We start from the raw sequence: 23,461 nt of genomic DNA, 5'->3' as shown, positions 1-23,461 counted from the left end.
GCGCCACCCCGCGCCCCCTTTCGGAAGCCGCCCCATGCGCAGCCTGCCGCCCCTGAACATGCTCCGGGTCTTCGAGGAAGTCGCCCACCACCGCAGCTTCAACCGCGCCGCCGAGGCGCTCAACGTCACCCAGGGCGCGGTGAGCCGGCAGATCAAGCAACTGGAGGACTACCTGGGCGTCAGCCTGTTCGTGCGCACGCCCCGCGGCCTGAGCCTCACCGAGGCCGGCGGCGCCCTGGCGCCGCACCTGGGCGAGGCCTTCGAGCGCATCGAGCGCGCCCTGCAGGCGGTGCGCGTACCCAACCTGCGCCAGCGCCTGCGCATCCTCGCCCCGCCCACCTGGGGCACGCGCTGGCTGTCGCCGCGCCTGCGCAGCTTCCTGCAGCGCTACCCGGACATCAGCCTGAGCGTGACCAACGCCCAGGCCCCGGACAACCCCGGCGAACTGGACTGCCGCATCCGCTTCGGCCTGCAAGCCGCCCCCCACTGCCACAGCCACCTGCTGGTGATGGAACGGCACATCGCCGTGGCCAGCCCGGAGCTGTTCGACGGTGAGCGCGCGCCGGAGCTGGACGCCCACCCGCTGCTGCACATCCTCCACGAGGGCAAGCGCCTGAAGGTCTGGGAGAACTGGCTGGAAGCCGTGGGCCGCAACGACGTCGACGCCGGCAGCGGCATCGAGTTCAGCACCCTCGACCAGGTCATCCACACCGCCCTGGCCGGCGGTGGCCTGGCGGTGATCGACCGGCAGATGATCGAGCGCGAACTGGCCGCCGGCAGCCTGCTGCCGATCACCCCGGTGGAAGTGATCGGCCCCTACGGCTACTGGCTGGACATCCCCACGGACAAGCGCGGCCTGTCCAAGGTGCAGCGCTTCCAGGAGTGGCTGGAATTGGTGAGCAACCCCTAGCCGTTTAAGGATTTGCCGACAGCTTCGCGCCATGCGGGGAAATCTCCCCCGCCCGACTCGGAGGAATTGCACAGGCCTTCGGGCTCCTCCCAAGGGCCCGCAGGTCCAAGATCATGCGCTGGAGTCCGCCCCCGCTCACGGACGCCGGAAACTTCCACCGCAAGGACAAGACCATGTCTATCAAGCACACACTGAACCTGCTGGACGAGCGGCTGCTGAAGGAGCTGCTCGACGCCGCCCAGGAAGCCCTCAACGACACCGCCACCGCCAAGCGCGTCGCCCACATGCTGGGCGTGGAGCCGGCGCGGGTCCACGCCCTGGCCAACGTCGCCCTGGGCCTGTCGCAGGCCGAGGACGAACGCGCCCACGATGTGGGCACCCTCCGCCAGCTGGACAGCCTCACCAAACGGATCCGCGGGCTGATGAGCCCCTGAACCCAGGCTTGCGCCGGGGCAGGCAGGCGATCGCCGGGGGCTTTTTGCTGCTACCTTTCCAGGTCCGTAGCCCGCAGAGCCCTACGAGGAGCCCCATGACCGATCCCCTGCACAAGCTTTCCTGGGACGACCTGCGCATCGTCAAGGCCATCGGCGAAGGCGGCAGCCTGGTCGCCGCGGCCGCCGCCCTGGGGCTGAACCACTCGACCGTCTCGCGGCGCCTGGCGGCCCTGGAAGGCACCCTCGGCGTGGCCCTCTTCGACCGCCGCCGCAGCGGCTACGCCCCGACCGCCGCCGGCGCCGAGCTGGTCGAGCTGGGCGCGCGCCTGGAGCAGGACATCTTCAGCGTGGCGCGGCGGGTGTCGAGCCCTGCCCAGGGCTACAAGGGCGACCTGCGCGTCACCACCAGCGATGCCCTGCTGCTGGACTTCCTCACCCCCATCATCGCCGGCTTCCAGGCGGCCAACCCGGAAATCCGCATCGAGGTGCTGGTGAGCAACCAGCCGCTGAACCTCGCCCGCGGCGACTCGGACGTCGCCTTCCGCGCCACCCTGGTGCCGCCGGAGAACCTGTTCGGGCGCAAGGTGGCCACCGTGGCCTGGGCCATCTACGGACGCCGCGTCGACTACGTCGGCCACTCGCCCGCCCTCGACGAACTCTGGCAGCGCCAATGGGTGTCCTACGGCCGCGGGCTGGCCGGCCTGCGCGCCTACGGCTTCGTCGAGCAGCGCGTCGCGCCGCAGCGGATCGGCTACCGCAGCGACTCGGTGGCCGGCGTCGCCGCGGCCATCGCCGCCGGCATGGGCATCGGCTTCCTGCCCTGCATGCACGGCGACCTGGTGCCCGGCCTGGTGCGCATCAGCCCGGTGCAGCCGGAGGTCCACGACGAACTCTGGGTGCTCACCCACCCGGACATCCGCAAGTCCGGCCGGGTATACGCCTTCCTCACGCACTGCGCCGAGGCCATCGTCCACCAGCGCGACTTCATCGAAGGCCGCGAACCGCGCCCCGCCTCCCTCGCCCTGCCCGACCGCTAGCGCCGAGGCCGTCCGCAATCCTGCGGATTCGACTCCGCGCAAACGCACACCCGCACGCCGTGCCAGGTCCATAGACTCGGCGGAGATCGGCAGCCACGGCCGCCGGCATCCCACCAGAGGAGGACTCCCCCATGAGCGTCAAAGCGTCCGCCAAGCCCGCCCGTTCCCTGCTCAGCCCCCACGACCACGCCCTGGTACTGATCGACCACCAGTCGCAGATGGCCTTCAACACCAAGTCCATCGACATCACCAGCCTGCGCGCCAACACCGCCATCCTCGCCAACGCCGCCAAGGGTTTCGGCGTACCCACCGTCATCTCGACCATCTCCCGGGAAAGCTTCGCCGGCCCGCTGTTCCCCGAAGTCAGCCAAGCCTTCCCCGACGCCGAGGTCATCGACCGCACCACTTCCAACGCCTGGGAAGACGAGCCCTTCATCGCCGCCATCAACGCCACCGACAAGGCTCGCCTGGTGATGTGCGGCCTGTGGACCTCGGTGTGCTGCAACGGCCCGGTGCTCTCGGCGCTGGAACAGGGCTTCGAGGTCTACGTGGTGACCGACGCCTGCGGCGACTGCACCGCCGAGGCCCACGAGCGCGCGGTGCAGCGCATGCTCCAGGCCGGCGCCCGGCCGATCACCGCCCTCACCTACCTGCTGGAACTGCAGCGCGACTGGGCGCGGGTGGAGACCTACGACCTCACCACCGGCATCTCGATCGAGTTCGGCGGCGCCTTCGGCATCGGCATCCAGTACGCCAAAAGCATGCTCGGCGGCCACCAGGGCTGAGCCCGGCACACCCGGCGGCGGGCCACCCCGCCGCCCCATTGGGAAGCACGCCATGAAAGCCTATCTGCTGTCCCTGGGCGTCGGCCTGCTGGTGGGCGTCATCTATTCCCTGAGCGGCGTCCGCTCGCCAGCGCCACCGGCCATAGCGCTGCTCGGCCTGCTGGGCATGCTGCTCGGCGAACAGGCGCTGCCACTGGCCAGGCGCCTGGCCCAACCCCCGCCAGCCGCCAGCGCCCCCGCGGAACGGCAGGCCCCGGCTTCCGGCGTAGCGGCAGGGCATGAGGTACAGGCTCGGGAGGATCGGCAGGGCCGGCGGTGATCGGCGGCGCCCGCATTTCCGGAGCGCGCCGGAATACCTGACAACCGATGCCAAGAGGCTGCATGCCATCGCAGAGGAACGCCCCCGCCGTAGGGCGCATAACGCGAAGCGTTATCCGCCGCTGCCGGATGACGCTTCGCTCCGCAGGCAGGCTAGAAAGGAGATTTACTTTCTGGACTCTTCTTGGCGCCAGCAGTCAGCGCAGCGAGAGGATCTTCTTCAAGACCCTGTTAGCCTTCGACGTGAAATGGGGACACCCATTAGCCGGCCTGACCGATCAGCTTTAGAGCAGGAAAAATAAATCTGTCCGATCTCTCACCCATCAAAGAAGAAAAATAGAACATATATAAAAAATGATACTCCACCTGCCAAAGATCTTTCCAAGGCGCTGCTATCATTTCGTGATATCGCCCCAGGACCAAAAAGAATCTCACGACCAGAAATATATGAATGAAAGGCATAACCAAACCACAACTGCCCCGACACAACAACAAACAGACTTCTCCACCCTTCCAAAAATCTCAGAGAATTTAAAAGCACTCCTGCTAGCAATAAAACCAGAACCCAGGCCCGTTTCTCATATAAGAAATCCAGCAGTCTATTCATCAAGAAAATCTTTCCCATTCTTAACAATGACATTCCATGCACCGCTAACAGATAGTGCATTGGTCATCTTTTTCGCGACCTCTTCCGGCACGCCACGTGACATTGCATATTTTTGAAAACCAACACCTAGAACACTTTCAGATATAGCACTTCCGGTACTATCTTTTAAGTAGCCTGACAGTAGTCCCGCAGAGGTACTAGCATACCCCAAGGCATTAGCTGTTCCACCTGTTGTCACAAGGCAAAAAGGGGACAGATTTATTTCTCACACCCTAATCCTGTCCAGTCAGCCAGCTTTAGAGCAGGAAAAATAAATCTGTCCCCTTTTCGTGTCCCCTTTTCGGGTCGATAGCGTCTTCTGCGCCGGAACTACCTTTTGCACCGATGACTAACCAAGCACAATCTTATTGAATTCATCCAATTGTGATGCATTAATATCTTGATACTCTTCCTCCAACCCAGAACCACGAACAAAACCAAGATCCTCACTATAGGCTGCATACACCGAACCGGAACCCTCACCTGAAGAGAAGACATCTAGAGAAGGACTACATAGCTCCGACCCACACCAAGAGACAGTCGCTCCATGTTCAACAAACCACCTTAGTGACCGTTCAACATATGACAACCACTTAAGTTCATCGGGCCACATATTTATTTTCACCTCAGCAGAAAGGTTGCTCATACCCTCGCCTTCCCACTTTCGAAATTTCACATCAGCACTACCTTCCCAGACAGCTTCAAACGAGGACTCATTACCGACAATCTCGCTGAAACCCCTCTCACGCCAATACCCATAAAAGACTAACCCGCCCACCTCATCTTGATAAATCTCACCACTAGACTCATCTATAAACGCCCAGTAAACACCAAGGCTTTCAATAGTTTTCATAATCCAAAGTTCTTCATTTGCTGAGAGGACGGTTTGATGGCTGTCACAATATCTCCAACCGCTATCTTTCCACGAGACTCTTTCGCCACAAAAATCACAACATCATTCCCATCAATCTTCCCATAAAAACCTTTTACAGCTTGCCCACCTTGGGTCATCACATGATCAAAGGTCTTTGCAGGGTTGGTCAGAATAATCTGCCCAATCTCCTGAAATGCTTGCCGCGCAGCTTTTGATCCAGAGTTCGCGGTGATTATGCCTGCATCAATCAAGTGTCTAGCAGAGTGATCGACACGACCAACATTAGAAAGCGCTGACTTCGCAGCATCGTCGGAGAACCCTACAAATCCTTTTGTCCCCTGCCCCTTCAACGCTCCAACCACCTTACTCAGCAGTTGGCCACCACCCGCTATCACAGCCTTCGCCAGCGCCGCAGCCGAAACACCTGCTGCTGCCAGCTCCGCCTTTTCCAAGGTGTCCAGGCGTTGTTGTTCAGAAGCCGTAGGGGCGAACAGATCGTTTTGCAGTGTGTCCGCAAGGTCCGGATTGACCAGGAACTGATTGACCAAGCGCAGGGCTTCCGGCTTGACCTTATCGATCCCCTCGCCGTGTGCCGCAGTCGCGGCCAGGGCGTCCATCAAGTCCTGTTCGCTGACCTGATCGGCTCCAGGGCCACAGTACGCCGGCTGCTTCTTGCAGAAATCCAGGGCGCCTTCAGCAAAACTCTCGGCATTTTTTCGATGCAGTTCGTGGTTGTACTGCGTAGCGTTCTGCGCCACCCAAGCCCCGGTCTGCAGGCTTTGCGCATCGGCGCCGTCCAGGGTCGAGGCCGCCAGCAGGCCGACCAGTTGGGAGGTCATGTCGAGCAGGATCTTGTTGCCGCCCACCCAGGTGTCGAGCTGGTCCACCAGGGCTTCGTTGGCACCCGCTGCCAGGGCGCCGGTCTTGAAGTCGCCGCCGCTGGCTTCGGCCAGCAGGCCGCCGACCATGGCGTGGATCATCACCTTCTGGATGCTGCCGTCGGCGTAGACGCCCTTGGTGTAGTCGCCCACGGCGTTGAAGCTGACGGCGGCCAGGGTGTTTAGCAGGGTGCTCTGCAGGGCATCGCCCAGGTCGCCGCCCTGCCCCATGATCCGGCCCAGCGCCAATGCCGTGCCGTTCTGCAGCCCTTGGCTGGCGGCGAATTGGCCGATGCCCTTGAGGGAGCCCAGGTCGACAGTGATCTTGCCGGTGAGGTCGCTGGTGGCGCCGGTCCAGTCGTTGAAGTAGCCCTGGGTCAGGCCGGCGGTGATGCCGGAGATGGCGTAGCCCTTGAGGGCATCGCTTGAGGTGGTGTCCTGCCAGACCGCGCCAAGGTCGCCGCGGTTGTTCACCAGACTGATCGAGGCGTTGGTCGCGGCCCCCGAAGCAATGGCCGCGCCACCGGCGGCAACGGCGCCGCCGCCCATGGCTTTCAGGGCGGCCGGCCCGACGTAGGCGGCCATCACGATGGCGATGGCCAGCTGTGCCCCACGCCCAGCCCCGAACTGCTGTAGCTGAAGGAGTCATGCACCTCCTGCACCCGCCGCCAATCCACATCCCCCCGCGCCTCGGCCTCCTTCAGCCAGGCCAGGTCGGGATCGGCCTGTACCATGGCGTCGATGGTCTGCCCGACGCTTTGCTGGTCGATGTGCCTGATATCGATCTTCAGCCCGTCCACGGCCTTGATCGCCAGTTCACCCTGGGCGATCAGCTGGCTCTGGCGCAGCGTCTCGTCGGTCTGGCCCTTGCCCTTGGCGGACTGCCAGGCCAGGTTGCCCTTGCTCTTCTCGTGGCTTTCCTGGTGCAGGTCCTTGACCGCTTCGAAGGTCACCGCGCCGCCGCTGAGGATGGCGATGTCGTTGCCGCTTTCGAGCTTCGCGCCCTGGTATTTCTGATCGCCGCCGCTGAGCAGGGTGATGTCGGAGCCGGCGCTGATCTGGCTGCCGACGGCCCTGATGTCGGTGACTTCGTCGCGCTGGGTCTTCTTGCTGCCGAAGCTGCCTTTTTCCTCCTCGCTGTACAGCGAGTGGTCGCTGTCGTAGTCCGCCAGCAGTTCCAGCTTGTCGCCGGCCACCAGGTAGGCTTCGTTGCCGGCGCTGATCTTGCTGGCCACCAGGGAGAGGTTCTGCCCCGCGCTGACGACCACATCCCCACCGGCATCCAGGCTGGCGCCCTGCTGCCGCACCTGGTCGGCCTGCTGCTCGACCTTCTTGCCGCCGCCCTTGTACTTCGTTTCGCTATGGTCTTCGTTCGCCGCCGAGGCAAGGGTTACGTCACGGCCGGCGCCCAGGGCGATGTCGCCTTGGGCGTCGATATGACTGGCCACCACCGCGAGGTCGCGGCCGGCGCTGGCATCGAGGCTGCCGCCAACACTGACTTCGCTGGCGTGCTGGGTGGTGCTGCCGATGCTGCCCTGCATGCGCCGGCTCTGGAAATCGGCGCTGTCGGTTTCCTGGGTGGCTTCCAGGCGCAGGTCGCGGCCGGCCTGCAGGTAGGCGTCGCCGCCGGCCTGGATCGCGCTGCCGGTGTTGAGCAGGTCGCGCCCGGCGTTGATCGCCAGGTCGCCGCTCGCCTCTATGCGGGCGGCGGCGTTGGCGATTTCCTTGTGGATGCGGTCGTTGTCGGCGCTCAGGTCGAGGGCGGTGATGCTGCGTTCGTTGATGACGTCGCCGGCCAGCGCGGTGAGGCTGACGTCACGCCCGGCGATGATGCCGCCGGCGGTGTTGCGGATGCTGCCGGTGGCGAGCAGGTCGAGGCGGTTGCCGGCTTCGATCAGGCCGGCGTTGCCGATGTTGGCGGCGGTGGCGCCGAGGTCGCCGCTGGCGCGCAGGGTGCCATGGTTGTTCAGTTCGCCGCCGCTGATCAGGCTGACGTCGCGGCCCTGGATCAGCGCGCCGTTGGGCGCCAGGCGGTTCTCGGCCTGGGCCAGGTAGAGCACCGGCACCAGGACCTTCTCGCCGTTCACCACGGCCTCTTCCAGCCAGACGATGTCGTGGGTCAGTGCCGCCACCTGCTCGGCGGTCAGGGCCACGCCCACCGTCAGGTGGAGGCTGTCCTTGTAGGCGATGGCGTTGTCCATCAGGTACTTGAACAGCGCCTCGCCGCTGGCCATGCCGTCGATGAAGCGCTGACCGGTGCGGGCCACCACCGCCTGCTGGATCAGCCGCTGCTCGTAGAGGCCATCGCCCAGACGCTTCTGCGCCTGGTCCGGGTCGTAGCCGAGCAAACCGAGCAGGTAGTCGGAGCTGAGGAAGCTCTTCAGGCTGGTCAGCTCCGGGTTGGTCTCGACCAGGTACTTGTGGCTGTTGCCGGGTGCGGCGTTGCCCGGCACGCCCTGGACGCGGGAAATGCCCTGGCCGAGGCCGGCGAGGTCGGGCGCGCTCGCGTCGGCGCTGCCGCCCTCGCCGCTGAGGCGGAACAGGCCGTTGCTGCCGCTGGGCAGGGCGAAGCCGGGGATTTCCAGCGGGTCGACCTGCCATTGCGTCAGGTCCGGCGGCAGCTGCGAGGTGACGGCGAACTGGCCGGTGGCGGCAGCGGTGGCCGTTCCCACATCGCGCGGGTCGATGCCCTGGGCGTCGGCGTCGCGGCGCACCACGCTGTTGTCGAACTGCTCGCTGGCGACGATGCTGACGTTGCCCGCGGCCTGGATCACCGCGCTGGCCGCCGGCGCGCCGGACACCTGCACCTCGGAGATCATGAGGTTGTGGAAGTTGTGTTCCGGGTAGCCGCCGGACTCCAGCACCTGCTGGCGGCTCAGCGCGCCGGGGTCGTAGTCCGGCGAGTTGGGGTCGTTGTAGCGGTTGTAGAGTTCCTGGTTGCTGCGGAACGTCCAGTAGTAGGCATCGGTGCGGGTGTAGAAGGCCCCGTCCAGATGCCGCTCCACGCCGCCGGCCGCACCCTGGTTGCGGAAGCGGGCGGCCTGGATGTCGATGTCGCCGCCCGAGGCGATGCTGCTGTAGAGGTTGGCGAAGGCGCCGCCGCGGAAGACGAAGTCGCCGCCGGCGGTGATCGTCGCCTGGGGCGAGTCCTGGGTGATGACATCCTCGTAGCGCTCCCAGGACTGGAACCTGAATTCGCAGCCCTTGCCGTCGCACACATCGTCGGCGTACATGCGGATGTTGCCGGCGACGATGCGCTGGCCGATGCGGAAGTCGTCGCCACGGCGGTTGTCGAAGTCCTGCGCCAGCAGGGTCAGGGCGCCGGCGCTTTCGATGCTGCCGGAGACGTTCTCGACCCTGGCCGCCCAGCCACCCTGGTCGTTGCCGGCGATGTGCAGGTCGCCGAGGCTGTAGAGGTCGCCGGCATGGTTGCCGAGGGTGCCCACCCGCAGCGCCATGTCGCCGCCGCTGAACAGCAGCCCGCCCTGGTTGAGCAGGTGGCCGGCCTCCACGCGCAACCCGGTGGCGCTGCCGAGGCTGCCGAAGTTGTCGAGGCTGGCGACGCTAACGCCAAGATCGCCGGCGGAGCTGATGCGGCCATGGTTGCTCAGGCCGTTGGCGTTGACGCTGGCCGCGCTGCCGCCGGCGATGCTGGCGGGTGCGCCGAGTTCGATCCGCTTCGCGCCCAGGCTCAGGGCGTCCAGGCTGGTGAGGCGGCCGTTGCCGGTATAGCTGCCGCTCAGGTCCAGGCTCAGGCCGGCATCGCTGGCGATCAGCCCGTCGTTGGTCCAGTGGCCGCCGCTGCCATCCAGGCCCTGCGCGGCCAGCAGCTGGCCGCCGCTGCCGAGCTGCAGCCGGTCGACGTTCAGGGTGAGCTGGCGGGCCTGCAGGCTGCTGTTCAGGGTCCAGTCGGGCGCGTTTATGTCCAGCGCGGCCTGGGTGATGAAGTGGCCACCGGCCTGGCCGAGTTGCCCCAGATCGACGAGAAACCCGCCGTTGCCGGCGTGCAGCACGGTACCGCCGGCGTTCTGCAGGGCGCCGCCGCTCAGTTGCAGGGTGTCGGCGGCGGTTTCCAGGGTGCCCTGGCGATTGTCGAGCAGGCCGCGGGTGGCGATCCGGGTGGTGCCGCTCTGGCCGAGGGCGCGCAGGCGGCCCTGGGCGTTGCTCAGGCTGACGGCGTCGAGGCTCAGCCAGTCGCCGGCTTCGATCAGGCCGCCGTCGTTGTCCAGGGTGCCCTCGAGGCTGAAGTCGATGCCTTTCGCACCGACCTTGCCGCCACCATTGAGGAAGTCGCCGGCAACGACGGTCAGTTGGTCGCCGGCGTACAGGCCGCCATTGCGGTTATCCACAGTCGCGCTGCCGGTTTCGACTTCGGCCTTGCCGCGGGTGGCGGCCAGGTGGCCCTGCTGGTTGCCGATGCCGCCGCTGGCCTGGACCTCCAGGTCCAGGCCCTGGGCCACGCCGGCGCCGTTGTCGAAGTAGCCGGTGACGATCCTGAGCAGGCCCAGGGCGGCATCGAGGATGCCGCCGCTGTTGTCGGTGCTCGCGGCATGCAGGTCGAGCTTGCCGTCATCGCTCTGGATGCGGCCCTGGGCATTGTTCAGCGCGCCACTCAGGACGAGGGTGGCGTCGCCCTGGCTGGACACCTGCCCCTGCCGGTTGTCGAGGCCGACGGCCCGCAGGCTGAGGTTGTCGCCGCTGCGGACGAAGCCATCGTCGCCATTGAGCAGGCGGCCGCCGAGCGCCTCGATGCTCAACGCGCCCCGGCTGGCCAGGGTGCCCTGGTCGCGGTTGTCCAGGTCGCCCTGGGTGAGAGTCAGGTCGAGGGTGGACTGGCTGGCCAGTTGGCCGCCCCGGTTGTCCAGGCTGGCGGCCTGGAGCAGCAGGCTGCCGGCGCTGATCTGTCCACCCTGGTTGTGCAGCCGGGTGGCGGCGTGGCTGAAATCGAGCCGGCGCTGGGCATCGATCAGGCCGCCGTCGCGGTTGTCCAGGGCATCGGCGATGACGAGTTCGACGTTGCCCTCGGCGGAGACGATGCCGCCGCGGTTGTCCAGGCTGGCCGCGCTGATCCGCTGGTCTCCCTGGCTGACCAGGGCGCCCTGGCTGGCGTTGTTCAGCTCGCCGCCGAGGCTGACGTCGAGCGCGCCGGCCTTGCTGGAAAGAGTGCCACCCTGGCTGTTGTCCAGGCTGCCGCCGCCGACGGTCAGCCCCTGCCAGCCGGAGAGCAGGCCCAGGCCGGCGTTGAGCACCCGGTCGGCCTGCAGGTCGAGCCGGCCGGCGCTGATGATGCGGCCGCCGTCGCGGTTGTCCAGCAGCCGGGCGCCAAGGGCGAAGCTCTGCTGGCTGGAGATTTCACCGCCGCGGTTATCCACTGCCCCCAGGCGGCTGAAGCTCAGGGTGCCGGCGCTGAGCAGCCCGCCCTGGCTGTTGTCCAGGTCGCCGCCCTGCAGGTCGAGGCCAAGTGCGCCCTGGCCCTGCAGGCGCCCGCCGTGCAGGGTCAGATGCCGGGTGCGGATCTCGGCGTCGCCCTGGGTGGAGATTTCGCCCCGGCTGGCGTCGATGCCCTGCGCCGCCAGCGTGAGCCTGCCGGCACTGTGGATCAGGCCACCGGCGCTGTTGTCCAGCTTGCCGGCGAGGCTGGCGTCCAGGCTGCCACGGCTGGTGAGGGTGCCTTGGCCACTGTTGTCGAGGCTGGCCAGGTCCAGGCGCAGGCTCTGTTCAGCGGCGAACAGGCCGAGGCGGTTGTCCAGGGTGCCGCCACTGACGCGGACATGCTGGCCGCCGATCTTGCCCTGGCTGTTGTCCAGGCGCTGCGCGGCATGGGCGTCCAGGCTGCGCGAGGCGATCAGGCTGCCGGCGTTGCGCAGGTGCTGCGCCTCGATGGCGACGTCGCCCCGGGCGTTGCGGCTGTTGTCGGCATTCACGCCGGCTTCGATCACACCGCTGTTGCTGAGCTGGTTCGCTTTCAGCTCGAGGGTCGAGCCCGCGGCCAGGCTCTGCGCATTGCTCAACGCCCCACTGGCCTGCACGCTCGCGCTGCCGCCGGCATAGGCCGGGCCGTTCAGGGCCACGTCCTGGCCCTTCAGGGCGAGGTCGCCGCTGGCCGCGGCCTGGGCCAGTTCCAGCTTGCCGTTGGCGTCGATGCGGATGTCGCCGGCGCTGGCCGCCATGTTGCCGGCCAGTTTCACACCCACGCCCTGCTCGGTGCCCACCAGGCGGATGGTGTTGGCGTACATGCCGCCCAATGCCGCGCTGTCGATGGCCAGTTGTGGCTTGGCGCGGCCGTCGTCGGGCTTGGCAGTCGCAGCGAGGGTCTGCGCGTCCACCGTGTTGCGCCCGGCCACCACGGTGAGCTGTTTGGCGTACAGGTCAGCGTTGAGTTTGGCGCTGCGGGTAATCAGCTCGAACTGGTCGAGGTTGCTGGCGTTGAGCCCGGCGCCTTCGATGGCGATTTCGCCGCCATTCACGTCGTAGCCCTGCAGGCGTTCGCCGGCCAGGATCGGCTTGCCGGTGGTGAGGGTGGCGCGCGGGGTGTTGATGAAGCCGCAGCCGTTGCAGGTGATGCCATTGGGGTTGGCGACGATGACGTGGGCGCCCTGCCCCGCCACCTCGGTGTAGCCCTTGAGCTGCGAGGGGCTTCCGCCGGTGACTTCGTTGAGAATCTTCTGCGCCGCCTGGCCCTTGAGGTTGGGGTTGCCGATGATGATCCCGCCCAGCTGGGTACTGGCGGTCTTGCCGGTGGCGTTGTTGAGGATCAGGCCCTGCTGGCCGATGTTGTAGTCGCTGAACCGGTTATGAGACAGGCCCGCGCCATTGGGCGTGGCGATGTTGACGATGGGCACGCCGTTGCCCGCCGCGCCGAGCTGGGTGTTGCCAGCCGCCGCCGCATCCACCGCCAACTGGGCGGCGGCCGCGACTATGGGGTTGAGGAACAGGAGGCCGGCCAGGCCGCTGGCGATGGCCTGCTGGAGGGGACGGCGGATGTCCATATCGGGGGGCTCGCGCGGGGGTGGTGATTGGCCCGGCGGACTCTATTCCCCTGTACGGCGTAGGACCTTGAGGGTTTCCAGCCCCTTGCGTAGGCCTTTTCCGAATCACACCCTGCCCCGCCGGGCGCCCGGCCCCGGCTTGCAGCCAGGGCGGGACGAAGGCGTCCGCCCCGGCTACGGATCAGACCAGCGCCGCCTTGCTCGCCGGCCCTTGCGCGTCGCCCTCGCCTTCACCCTTCCCCGCATCCGTCAGCGTCAGGTACTTGGTCTCCGGCGCCCAGGCCATGGAGATCAGCGCGCCGAACAGGAGGATGCCGGCGAGGATGGCCATGGTCGGGTTGAGGCCGATGCCGGCCACGCTGACCGGCAGCAGGAAGGTGCTCAGCGCCGAGCCCAGGCGGCTGGCGGCGGTGGCCAGGCCGATGCCGCCGGCGCGCACTTCGGTGGGGAAGCTTTCCGCCGGGTAGACGCCGACCAGGTTGCTCACCGCCGAGAGCACCAGGGTGAACAGGCCGAAGGTCGCCACCATCAGCCAGGCCAGGCTGCCGGGCAGCAGCACTAGCAGGAAGAGCGCGGCGGAGAGGATCAGGAAGGCGCCGATGAGGAAGCCGCGGCGGGTGAACTTCACCGTGCACCAGATGCCCACCAGGGCGCCCACCACCAGCAGCGCGTTGAGCAGCATCTCGGTGCCGAAGCCCTCGGCCAGGCCCATCTTCTGCAGGATCGACGGCAGGAAGGTGTAGATGGCGAAGTACGGCATGACGATGCAGATGAAGAACAGGCAGTTGAACGCGGTGCGCTTGCGGTACTGCGCGCTGAACAGCTGGCGGAAGCCGCCCTTGTGTTCCTCGGCAATCTCGTCGTCGAGCACCACGTGCGCGCCCAGGTGCTTGCGGACGATGGCCCGGGCCTCCTCGATGCGGCCCTTGTGCACCAGCCAGCGCGGCGATTCCGGGGTGCCGATGCGGGCGATCAGGATCAGCGCGGCGGGGATCGCCGAGGACGCCAGCATCCAGCGCCAGGCGTCGTCGCCAAGGCCGAGCATGGCGCTGCCGACGAAGGTGGCGGCGACGTAGCCGAAGGTCCAGATCACGCTGAAGGAGCCCAGCAGCACGCCGCGGTGCTTCTTCGGCGAGAACTCCGCGAGCATGGCGTGGCCGACGCTGAAGTCGCCGCCCAGGCCGATGCCGATCAGCACCCGGCAGAGGAACAGCTGCAGCGCGGTCTCGGCGAAGAACTGCAGCAGCGAGGCCAGGGTGATCAGCACGAAGCTGATGAGGAAGATCTTCTGCCGCCCCAGGTGGTCGGAAATCCAGCCGAAGAACAGGCTGCCGAAGAACAGGCCGAGCAGCGCCGAGCTGCCGATCAGGCCCTGCCAGAAGGGGTCGAGGTTCAGTTGCGGGTTGATCAGGGTGAAGGCGATGCCGATCAGCCCGAGGATGTAGCCGTCGGTGAAGTGGGCGCCGAAGGTGAGGCCGGCGATCTTGATGTGGAACCTGCCGATGGGCAGGTCATCGATTCTGACTGTGTTACCCGACATGATCGTCTCCGAGTCTTTTTCTTGTTGTCTGAACGGAAGGGTGACCGCCGCACCGGTCGGGGCGGCGGCGGTTGGCGGAACTCCTTAGCGGCGTGGCCGCGGCTGCGTGCGCGGCGGCGTCAGTCGGCCAGGCCGCCGAGCAGCAGGTACTTGATCTCCAGGTAGTCGTCGAGGCCGTACTTGGAGCCCTCGCGGCCCAGGCCGGATTCCTTGATGCCGCCGAAGGGCGCCACCTCGGTGGAGATGATCCCTTCGTTGATGCCGACCATGCCGGCCTCCAGGCCCTCGGCCATGCGCCAGACGCGGCCGATGTCGCGGCTGTAGAAGTAGGCGGAAAGGCCGTAGGGCGTGTCGTTGGCCAGGCGCAGCACCTCGGCCTCGTCGCGGAAGCGGAAGCAGGCGGCCACCGGGCCGAAGGTTTCCTCGCCGGCGATCAGCATGTCCGCGTTGGCCTCGGCCAGTACCGTGGGTTCGTAGAAGGTGCCGCCCAGGGCGTGGCGCTGGCCGCCGCAGAGCAGCCGGGCGCCCTTCTCCAGGGCGTCGCCGACGTGCTGCTCGACCTTGGCCAGGGCCGCCGCGTTGATCAGCGGGCCCTGCTCGGTCTCGCCCTCCAGGGCGCTGCCCACGCGCAGCGCGCGCACCGCCTCGGCCAGCTTGGCGGTGAAGGCCTCGTACACCTCGTCCTGCACGTAGAAGCGGTTGACGCACACGCAGGTCTGCCCGGTGTTGCGGAACTTCGAGGCCATGGCACCGCGCACCGCGGCGTCCAGGTCGGCGTCGGCGAAGACGATGAAGGGCGCGTTGCCGCCCAGCTCCAGGGAGACCTTCTTCAGGGTGTCCGCGGCCTGGCGCATCAGCAGCTTGCCGGTGCGGGTGGAGCCGGTGAAGGTCAGCTTGCGCACCACCGGGGATGCCTGCAGCGCGCCGCCGATGGCCGCGGCGTCGCCGGAGACGATGTTGAACACCCCGGCCGGGATGCCCGCCTGCTCGGCCAGCACGGCCAGGGCGAAAGCCGACAGCGGGGTTTCTTCCGAGGGCTTGAGGACCAGGGTGCAGCCCGCCGCCAGCGCCGGGCCGACCTTGCGGGTGACCATCGCCAGCGGGAAGTTCCACGGCGTGATGGCGGCCACCACGCCGACCGGCTGCTTGGTGACGACGATGCGCGCGTCGGTCTTGTGCGAGGGGATCACGTCGCCGTACACGCGCTTGGCTTCTTCGGCGAACCAGTCGAGGAAGCTCGCCGCGTAGGCCACCTCCCCTTTCGCCTCGGCCAGCGGCTTGCCCTGCTCGCGGCTGAGCAGGCGCGCCAGATCGTCCTGGCTGGCCAGCATCAGCTCGGCCCAGCGGCGCAGGCGCGCGCCGCGTTCCTTGGCCAGCAGGCCGCGCCAGGCCGGCAGGGCGCGCTCGGCGGCGGCGATGGCGGCGTTGGTTTCCTCGGCGCCGCCGCGCGGCACCTGGGCGATGACCTCGTCGTTGGCCGGGTTGCGCACCGCGTAGGTGGGGCGCCGGCCCGCCATTGGCCGTCGATGTAGTGGCCGGCTCTCAGCAGTTCGCTCATGCCACGGCCTCCGTCAGCGAAAAGGTCTCGCGCATCGGCCGGGACACACGGAGGATGCGCTTGCCGGCGGTATAGTCGTTGATGACGTCGCAGGGCGTGTAGTTGCGCTCCAGCTCGTAAAGCTCCTCTTCGTCCAGGCGCGTCTCCAGGGCCGCCAGGGCGCTGTCGAACTGCGCGGTGGTGTCGGCGCCGACCAGCATGCAGTCCACGCCGGGGTGGTTCAGCACCCAGGCCTGGGCGATCTGCGCGTTGCTTACGCCGCGGCGCCGGGCCACGCGCTGCACCGAGCGAGCGATCTCGAAGGAGGCCTCGTCGGCGTACATCTGCTGGGTGAAGAAGTCGGTCTGGTTGCGCGTGGACTGCGCATCGCCGGTCAGCAGGCCGCGGGCCAGCGGGCTGAACACCGAGACGCCGAGGCCCTGGTCGCGGCAGAAGGGGATCATCTCGCGCTCTTCCTCGCGGTAGGCGCAGTTGAGCTGCAGCTGCATGTTGATCGGCTTGACCCAGCCGTTGCGCTCGCAGGCCATGAGGATTTTCGCCAGTTGCCCGGTGAGCATGGTGGACACGCCGATGTAGCGCGCCTTGCCGGCCTTCACGATGTCGTTCAGCGCGCCCATCACCTCTTCCACCGGGGTGTTCACGTCATAGAAATGCAGCATGTAGATATCGACGTAGTCCATGCCCAGGCGGGCCAGGGAGGCGTCGATGCTGTCCAGGATGTGCTTGCGCGAATGGCCGCTGGCGTTGATGCCCTGGCGGGTGCCGTAGCCGACCTTGGTGGTGACGACGATGTCCTCGCGGCGCACCAGGCGCTTGAGGATGCGCCCCACCACTTCCTCGCCGACACCGGCGGAGTAGAAGTCGGCCAGGTCGATGAAGTTCACCCCGGCGTCCAGGGCGTGCTTCACGATCGGCTCGCTCTTCTGTTCGTCGAAGATCCATGGCTTCCAGTCCGGGGTGCCCATGTTCATGGTGCCCAGGCACAGCTTGGAGACCTGCAGGCCGGAGTTGCCGAGACGGATGTACTGCATGGCGGCGACCTCAGGCTTTGGGGGTGTAGAAGGGGTTGGCGATCTGCCCGGCCACGTCGGCCAGCTGCGCGCGCTCGGGCTTGCAGGCCAGCGCCGCGCGGATGGCGGTGCGGCAGGCGTTGTAGTTGTTCAGGTAGACGGCATCCAGGTCGTCGCAGGCCGGGTTGACCCAGTTGGCGGTGACGATGGCCCACTCGTCCTCGGCCTCGGCCGGCAGGGTGCCGTCCAGCAGCGCCTCGGTGACCGCCTTGGCGATGCCGGCCTGGGACGCGCCCCAGGTGGCGTTGGCGTGCAGGTCGCCGCCGATCGGGGCCTTGTTCACGTAGAGGGTCATCGGCTTGACCGGGATGTTCGGCTGGGCGATCACCATGAACGGGCAATGGCCCTGGCTGGGCGAGGCCAGGCTGCCGGCGAAGGCCTGGCCGGCGGGGCCGTTGCGCGGGCCGAGCAGGATGTTGATGTGCGCGGCGTTGACGCCGGGGCCTTCGAAGCCTTCACCGATGTAGAGGGCGAGCTGTTTCATGGGTACCTCGTGGGATAGTCGGGGCGAGCGGGGGCGCGGGCCGCGGGGGTCCGTGCGCAAGGCTGCGGGGCAGCCGGGTTCAGTGATCGGTTCGCGACGGGGCTGGCGGGGGAACGAGCGGGAAGCGGGAAAGCAGGAGGAATGAAGGCATGGCGCAATCGCTCGTTGTTGTTGTCGGGAGCCGTTGCGCAATTTTTTAGCACCGGCCCGTTGCGGGCCGGTAAGCATAAAAACTCAAGGAGCTATGAGTTCAACTCATAACCGGGGGATCAGATGCCGACCTTGTCCAGGGCCTTGCCCACGCCCTGCCAGAAGCGTTGCTGGCGGCGCACCTCGTAGCCGCTGGCGGCGATCTGCGCCGGTTCCTGGACCAGCCGGGTGCGGGCGATCTCCGGCTCGGCCAGGCGCGCCTCGATCAGCTGCAGCGGGCCGTCGCCCTCGCTGTGGCTGCGCTTGCCGGGCACGCGGTCCTCGTCGTAGCGCAGGTAGTAGACGCCGCCGGCCCTGGCTTCGAGCATGAAGCTGGCGATGCGGGTGAAGTCCAGCGGGCCGTCGGCGAAGAAGGTCCAGAAGCTGCCGAACAGCGGGCGGCGCATTTCCAGCTTGAAGCTGCCCGGCTCGAACTCCAGGGCCAGGTAGCCGTTGCTCGGCAGGCTGCCGATCAGCTCGTTGTTGAGGAACAGCCCGGGCGCCTCCAGTTCCTCGTCGGCCCACTGGTTCTGCGGGCGGTAGAGGTAGACCAGGGCGTGGCGCGCATCGCTGGGCTGCAGCGGCGCGAAGGCCTGGCCGTCGGTGGCGCCGAAGAAGGCGCCGGGGTACTGCAGCCGGCCAGCAGCAGGAGAACCAGGCCCAGCAGCGATCGCAACATGCGTCAGTCCCTTCTTGTGGTCATGCCTTGAGCATAACCAGCGACGGCCGCCAGACCACCCGCCGAAAGTCCGGGTGGCGGCGCCTCAGGGCAGGGTCGCCGGGCGCCGCTGCGCCGCCTGCGGTAACAGGTGGCGCACCAGCCACTTGCGCGTGGGTACCACCAAGCGTTCCTGGAACAGCACGCAGCTGACCACCATGAACAGCAGGAACAGCGGGTACAGCCACAGCGACAGCTGCTGCTCGGTGGCCGCGGTGATGCAGTAGGCCCAGTCGGCCAGGCAATCGCCCGGCGCGCGGATCAGCTTCTCGGTGCGCGAGAACAGGGTGAACAGCGGCACGTGCAGGGCGAACAGCGACAGCGAGGCCGCCCCCAGGCGCGGCGACCAGTGGCGGATCGCCGGGCTGTGCGGGTCGCGCGGCAAGGCGCTGATGTACACCAGCACCAGTTGCGCCGGCAGCAGCAGGCCGTTGTGCAGCAGGAAGTACCAGTGCCGCGCGCCTTGGGTGTAGAGGTAGTCGGCGGCGAGGAAGTTGGCCACCACGAAGCCGCCCAGCGCCAGCACCGCGCCGGTGCCGGGCAGGCGGCCGCCGTCCTTGTGCTCGCGGAACAGGCCGTAGGCGAGGATGCCGCCGAGGAACTCCGGCAGGCGCAGGATGGGGTTGCGGTGCAGCAGGCCGGTCCAGGGCATGCCGTACTGCTGGTGCAACGCCAGCAGCAGCGGCGGCACCAGGTACAGCAGCCAGAGCGCCAGCAGCGCCCGCCGCTTGTTGCCGATGCGCATCAGCCGCGGCGCCAGCGCCGGGAAGCAGAGGTAGAAGAAGAACAGCGTCGACAGCGACCAGAGCGGCGCGTTGAAGGTCAGGTACAGCGGGTTCCAGGCCTGCAGCATGGTCAGCTGGAGGATGCTGTTGAACAGCAGCTCGCGGTCGCTCATCCAGTGGCGGAACAGTTCCGGGTGGGTCTGGCCCAGGTGGTCATGGGTGTCGTAGACGACGAAGCGCGGGGTGGCCTGGTCCAGGTCCGGGCCGATGCCCAGCTGGCTGATCAGCAGCAGCACGCCGATGGTCAGCAGGATCGAGAAGATGTGGATCGGGTAGAGGTTGGAGAAGCGCTTGGTGAGGAAGCTGCGCGGGCTCTCGCGCAGCTGGCCGTCGGTGACGTAGACGTGGGCCAGGAGGAAGCCGGAGAGCACGAAGAAGGTGCTGGTGGCGAAGAAGCCCAGGCTGGTCAGCTCGTCCAGCCCGCGGAACTTCTGCTCCGCCGGGTAGACGTGCAGGGTGTGGTAGACCACCACGTACATCCCGAGCAGGAAGCGCAACCACTCCAGCCCGATGAACCTTTCCTTGCGGATCTTGTTCACGACCTTCTCCCGTTTCCCCGGGTGCCTGCCCCGGCGGGCGGCTCAGCGGCGGCGGTCGAGGAAATTCACCACCACCCGGTCGAGCCAGCCCCACAACCGCTGGTGCAGGCGCATCCACAGGGAGCGGCCGTGCCACAGCGTGAAATCGATCTCCCGGCTGGCGGCGAAGTCGGCGATCAGGCAATCGGCCACCGCCGCCGTGAAGTCGGCGTCCAGTATCTCGATATTGGCATCCAGATTGAACCGCAAGTTCCAATGATCGAAGTTGCACGAGCCCACGCTCGCCCAGTCGTCCACCAGCGCCACCTTCATGTGCAGGAAGCGCGGCTGGTACTCGAAGATGCGGATGCCGGCGCGCAGCAGGCGCGGGTAATAACGCTGCCCAGCATAGCGCACGGGGGCGTGGTCGGTGAGCCGCCCGGTCAGCAGCAGGCGCACCTCCACCCCGCGCCGCGCGGCCTTGCGCAGGGCCCGGCGGACCTTCCAGGTGGGCAAGAAATACGGCGTGGCCAGCCAGATGCGCTGCTGCGCGCCGTTCAGGCTGCGCACCAGCGACTGCAGGATGTCGCGGTGCTGGCGGGCGTCGGCGTAGGCCACCCGGCCCAGGCCGCTGCTGCCGATGGGCGTGGGCGGCAGGCGCGCCGGGTGCACCGCTTCCAGCGGGCGCCAGGCCTTGGCCTGCAGGCAGGCGTGCCACTGGCGCTCGAACAGCACCAGCCAGTCGGCCAGCACCGGGCCCTGCATCTGCACCATCACCTCGTGCCAGGCGCTGGTGTTCTCCGGCACCGACCAGAACTCGTCGGTGGCGCCGGCGCCGCCGACGTAGCCGACGTCCTGGTCCACCAGCAGCAGCTTGCGGTGGTCGCGGAACAGGTTGCGCCAGCCGCCGCGCCAGCGCAGCGGGTTGTACAGCCGCAGCTCGCCGCCGGCCTCGCGCAGCCGGCGGCCCCAGGCGCTGCCCAGGCGCAGGGCGCCGAAGCCGTCGAACAGGCAGCGCACCGCCACGCCGCGGCGCAGGGCGTCGATCAGGGTTTCCAGCAGCAGTTCGGCGCAGGTGCCGCCTTCCACCAGGTACAGCTCCAGGTCGACCTGGTGCTGCGCCCGGGCGATGGCCGTGAGCATGCTCGGGAAGAAGTTCTCCCCGTCCACCAGCAGGGCGAAGCGGTTGCCGCTGCGCCAGGGGAAGACCGGCCCGCTCACCGCTGGGCGAAGATCAGCACGGCGCCCACCGGCACCGCCAGGTTGATGGTCTGCAGGCCGGCGAGCTTGCGCAGCCGCTCCAGCCCCGGCGCCAGGCCGAAGTCGGCGGCGTCGAGGATCAGCGGCGACAGCGTCACCACCTGGAAGCGCCGTTCGTCCAGGCGCGTCACCAGCACTTCGGCGCGGTAGCCGTGGCTGGCGCCGTGCAGGTTCAGGCGCAGCGGCAGCGGCATCTCCAGTTGCGCGCCATTGGCCAGGCCGAGGATCGGCCCCAGGTCCAGTTGCGCGTCCACCGTGGCCTCGGGGTAGCGCTCGGTCTCGAACAGCAGCTCGCGGATGCGCTCGTCGCGCAGCGGCACGCCGCTGAGCACCGAGTCCAGCTCGATGCGCAGGCTGGCCTTGCCGTGGTCGTCGACGGCGCCGTGCATGACCAGGAAGCGGTTGCCGTCGGCGCCGGCGGCGCCGCGGCCGGTGACGAAGTTCAACCGCGAGGATTCGTAGTCGAGGTACCAGGCCGCCTGGGCGGAAGCGGCGAAGCAGGCCACGAGGAGGAAAGCGAACAGCGAGCGCATGGAGTCCCTTACATGGAAAACGGCTGGATCAGGCCAACGATAGCGGCCCGCCGCCGCCTTGCAAACCGGCCGACCGGCGAGCCCATTGGGCAGGCGGCAGCGCCAATGGTTCAGTCGGCCGGCAGCGCGGCAATCCCAGGCGAGAACGTAGGGCGCATAACCGTTCGCGGTTATCCGCCGATACACCGGGGCCATGGCCAGCGCCCAGGTCAACCCCGGAGCCGCCGGGGATCGAGGCCAAGCGGCGGATAACGCCGTAGGCGTTATGCGCCCTACACCAGGCGTAGGGCGCATAACCGTTCGCGGTTATCCGCCGGATACACCGAGGCCATGGCCAGCGCCCAGGTCAACCCCGGAGCCGCCGGGGATCGAGGCCAAGCGGCGGATAACGCCGTAGGCGTTATTCGCCCTACAAAGCGTCCGCCTGGGGCAGCAGCCGGCAGCCCTCGCGCAGGCCGAGCCAGGCGGCGGTCTGGGTGCTGCCCAGGCCGCGGGCGGTCACCCGCTTGTGCTCGGCGTCGTCGAGGAAGGCGCTGGTGGGCACGTACTGCCTGGTGTAGCCCTGGCAGTACTCGGCGCTGTTGCCCATGACGTAGCGGCAGGAGCAGTACTCCTTGGCCGTGTAGGCGCCGATGATCGGCGGGAAGGATTCCAGGTGCACGCGGTTGGCCCAGGCCCAGCCGGCCAGGGCGACCAGCAGCAGGAGCAGCAGGCTGAGCAGCGGATGGCGGCGGATCATGGCTTGGCCTCCGGCTGGGCGAAGGCCGCGAGGGCCCGCTTGAGGAAGTCGTCGTGGCGGTAGCTGCCGTCGCGGTCGTCGGCGTAGCGCACTATCACCAGCTTCTGGTCGGGCAGCACGTAGAGCGCCTGGCCCCAGTGGCCGAGGGCGGCGAAGGTGGTCTCCGGGGCGTTCGGCCAGGGCAGGCCGGCGCCGGCCGGGGCGCGGTTCAGCCACCACTGGCCGCCGGGCACGCCGTCGGCGGCGTCCTCCGTGGTCGGGCGGTAGTTGGCGAACGGCGTGAGGGCGAACTGCATCCAGGCCTGGGGCAGCAGCTGGCGTTCCTTCCAGCGCCCGCCGCGCTGCATCAGCAAGCCGATGCGCGCCAGGTCGCGGGCGGTCATGTAGGCGTAGGAGGAACCGACGAAGGTGCCGCTGGCGTCGCGCTCCCACACCGCCGAGCGGATGCCCAGGGGCTCGAACAGCGCGGTCCAGGGATAGTCCGCGTAGGCGTCCTCGCCGACCATCTGCTTCAGGCTGGCGGCGAGCACGTTGCTGTCGCCGCTGGAGTAGCGGAAGCGCTGGCCCGGCTCGGCGTCGGCGGGGAAGCCGGCGACGAAGCCGGCCATGTCGTCGCGGCCGCGGGTGTAGAGCATGGCCACCACCGAGGACTTCAGCGGGGCGTATTCGTAGTCCTCTTCCCAGGCCAGGCCCGAGGCCCAGTTGAGCAGGTGGCGCATCTTCACCTGCGGGTGCGCGGCGAAGGGCGCGAAGTGCTGCGCCACCGCGTCGTCCAGCTGGAAGCGGCCCTCGCCGTAGGCCACGCCGAGCACGCAGGCCATGATGCTCTTGCTTATGGACCAGGCCAGGTGCGGGGTCTGCGCGCGGGTCGGCCCGGCATAGCGCTCGTAGACCAGTTGGCCGTCGCGGATCACCACCACGGCGTCGCTGCGCACGCCCTGGCGGGTGGCGTCGTCGCGCGCCGGGAAGGCATAGGCCTCGAAGGCCTGCAAGGCCGGGCCACTGGGCGCGGGGCCACCCTGCCAATCGGCCTCAGGCCAGGTTTGCGCGTGGGCCGGCGCCAGCAGGCACAGGCTGGCGACCAGGGTGGCGCCACGCAGCAGCGGGCGCAGGCAGGGCATGGGCATCGGCGGGCCTCTTGTTGTCAGCTCCGGCGGAACCCTAGCACGGCGCCATGACGGCCATAAGCGCCGATC

Annotated in this window: 17 protein-coding genes and 2 pseudogenes; 5 read left to right on the top strand and 14 right to left on the bottom strand. The window is 67.7% G+C overall.

What is annotated here, in order from left to right:
- Window positions 1-34 precede the first annotated feature (34 nt).
- The 5 genes from PKO50_RS01825 to PKO50_RS01805 all read left to right on the top strand — a co-directional run bounded on the left by PKO50_RS01825 (window position 35) and on the right by PKO50_RS01805 (window position 3,485).
- A complete protein-coding gene (locus PKO50_RS01825; RefSeq protein ID WP_275628645.1) occupies window positions 35-910 on the top strand; it encodes a LysR substrate-binding domain-containing protein in 876 nt (291 codons plus the stop codon).
- A 173-nt stretch (window positions 911-1,083) separates the two neighbouring features.
- Complete coding sequence (locus tag PKO50_RS01820; protein ID WP_109933242.1) at window positions 1,084-1,344, top strand: hypothetical protein; 261 nt, start codon at window positions 1,084-1,086, stop codon at window positions 1,342-1,344.
- Window positions 1,345-1,439: 95 nt separating this feature from the next.
- Window positions 1,440-2,381: a LysR family transcriptional regulator gene (locus PKO50_RS01815; protein ID WP_275628644.1), complete on the top strand. Its 942-nt coding sequence runs from the start codon at window positions 1,440-1,442 to the stop codon at window positions 2,379-2,381.
- A gap of 131 nt (window positions 2,382-2,512) precedes the next feature.
- Window positions 2,513-3,166 (top strand): hydrolase, encoded by a 654-nt coding sequence (locus tag PKO50_RS01810; protein WP_275628643.1) that lies wholly within the window; start codon window positions 2,513-2,515, stop codon window positions 3,164-3,166.
- A gap of 52 nt (window positions 3,167-3,218) precedes the next feature.
- Entirely contained in the window at window positions 3,219-3,485 is a 267-nt protein-coding gene (locus tag PKO50_RS01805; protein ID WP_275628642.1) for a DUF1427 family protein, read from the top strand.
- Between the two features lie 315 nt (window positions 3,486-3,800).
- Here the strand turns inward: PKO50_RS01805 and PKO50_RS01800 are convergent, their stop codons facing one another.
- The 14 genes and pseudogenes from PKO50_RS01800 to PKO50_RS01735 form a co-directional block, all read right to left on the bottom strand.
- Entirely contained in the window at window positions 3,801-4,091 is a 291-nt protein-coding gene (locus PKO50_RS01800; protein ID WP_275628641.1) for a hypothetical protein, read from the bottom strand.
- A gap of 388 nt (window positions 4,092-4,479) precedes the next feature.
- The gene (locus PKO50_RS01795; protein WP_275628640.1) at window positions 4,480-4,983 is read right to left on the bottom strand and encodes a hypothetical protein; all 504 of its coding nucleotides are present in this window, start codon (window positions 4,981-4,983) and stop codon (window positions 4,480-4,482) included.
- Window positions 4,980-6,467, bottom strand: a complete 1,488-nt coding sequence (locus PKO50_RS01790) for a DUF637 domain-containing protein (protein WP_275628639.1) — start codon at window positions 6,465-6,467, stop codon at window positions 4,980-4,982. Before PKO50_RS01790 ends, PKO50_RS01795 begins: the two co-directional genes overlap by 4 nt.
- Window positions 6,467-12,871: a filamentous hemagglutinin N-terminal domain-containing protein gene (locus tag PKO50_RS01785; protein WP_275628638.1), complete on the bottom strand. Its 6,405-nt coding sequence runs from the start codon at window positions 12,869-12,871 to the stop codon at window positions 6,467-6,469. The genes PKO50_RS01790 and PKO50_RS01785 overlap by 1 nt, the downstream gene beginning before the upstream one ends.
- A 181-nt stretch (window positions 12,872-13,052) precedes the next feature.
- On the bottom strand, window positions 13,053-14,411 hold the full coding sequence (locus tag PKO50_RS01780) for an MFS transporter (protein WP_275628637.1): 1,359 nt from the start codon (window positions 14,409-14,411) through the stop codon (window positions 13,053-13,055).
- 119 nt (window positions 14,412-14,530) lie between these two features.
- Window positions 14,531-15,969, bottom strand: a pseudogene (locus tag PKO50_RS01775) (NAD-dependent succinate-semialdehyde dehydrogenase).
- Window positions 15,966-17,000 carry an aldo/keto reductase gene (locus PKO50_RS01770; RefSeq protein WP_275628636.1) on the bottom strand — a complete coding sequence of 345 codons (1,035 nt, stop codon included), beginning with the start codon at window positions 16,998-17,000 and terminating at the stop codon, window positions 15,966-15,968. The pseudogene PKO50_RS01775 and the gene PKO50_RS01770 overlap by 4 nt, the downstream one beginning before the upstream one ends.
- 10 nt (window positions 17,001-17,010) lie before the next feature.
- Entirely contained in the window at window positions 17,011-17,523 is a 513-nt protein-coding gene (fae, locus tag PKO50_RS01765; RefSeq protein ID WP_275628635.1) for a formaldehyde-activating enzyme, read from the bottom strand.
- A gap of 269 nt (window positions 17,524-17,792) precedes the next feature.
- A pseudogene (locus PKO50_RS01760) lies at window positions 17,793-18,391 on the bottom strand (DUF2846 domain-containing protein).
- An 85-nt stretch (window positions 18,392-18,476) separates the two neighbouring features.
- The gene (locus PKO50_RS01755) at window positions 18,477-19,754 is read right to left on the bottom strand and encodes an acyltransferase (protein ID WP_089389779.1); all 1,278 of its coding nucleotides are present in this window, start codon (window positions 19,752-19,754) and stop codon (window positions 18,477-18,479) included.
- Between the two features lie 42 nt (window positions 19,755-19,796).
- On the bottom strand, window positions 19,797-20,876 hold the full coding sequence (locus tag PKO50_RS01750; protein ID WP_109934683.1) for a phosphatidylserine/phosphatidylglycerophosphate/cardiolipin synthase family protein: 1,080 nt from the start codon (window positions 20,874-20,876) through the stop codon (window positions 19,797-19,799).
- Window positions 20,877-20,950: 74 nt separating this feature from the next.
- Window positions 20,951-21,526 (bottom strand): YceI family protein, encoded by a 576-nt coding sequence (locus PKO50_RS01745; RefSeq protein WP_109934478.1) that lies wholly within the window; start codon window positions 21,524-21,526, stop codon window positions 20,951-20,953.
- Window positions 21,527-21,935: 409 nt separating this feature from the next.
- Window positions 21,936-22,265: an amidase gene (locus PKO50_RS01740; protein ID WP_275628634.1), complete on the bottom strand. Its 330-nt coding sequence runs from the start codon at window positions 22,263-22,265 to the stop codon at window positions 21,936-21,938.
- Complete coding sequence (locus tag PKO50_RS01735; RefSeq protein ID WP_275630414.1) at window positions 22,262-23,386, bottom strand: serine hydrolase; 1,125 nt, start codon at window positions 23,384-23,386, stop codon at window positions 22,262-22,264. Before PKO50_RS01735 ends, PKO50_RS01740 begins: the two co-directional genes overlap by 4 nt.
- Window positions 23,387-23,461: the final 75 nt, after the last annotated feature.

Origin of the sequence: Pseudomonas sp. 273 (assembly GCF_029201425.1) — a bacterium.
Lineage (GTDB): Bacteria > Pseudomonadota > Gammaproteobacteria > Pseudomonadales > Pseudomonadaceae > Pseudomonas > Pseudomonas delhiensis.
This window is presented reverse-complemented; position numbering and strand designations above follow the sequence as displayed.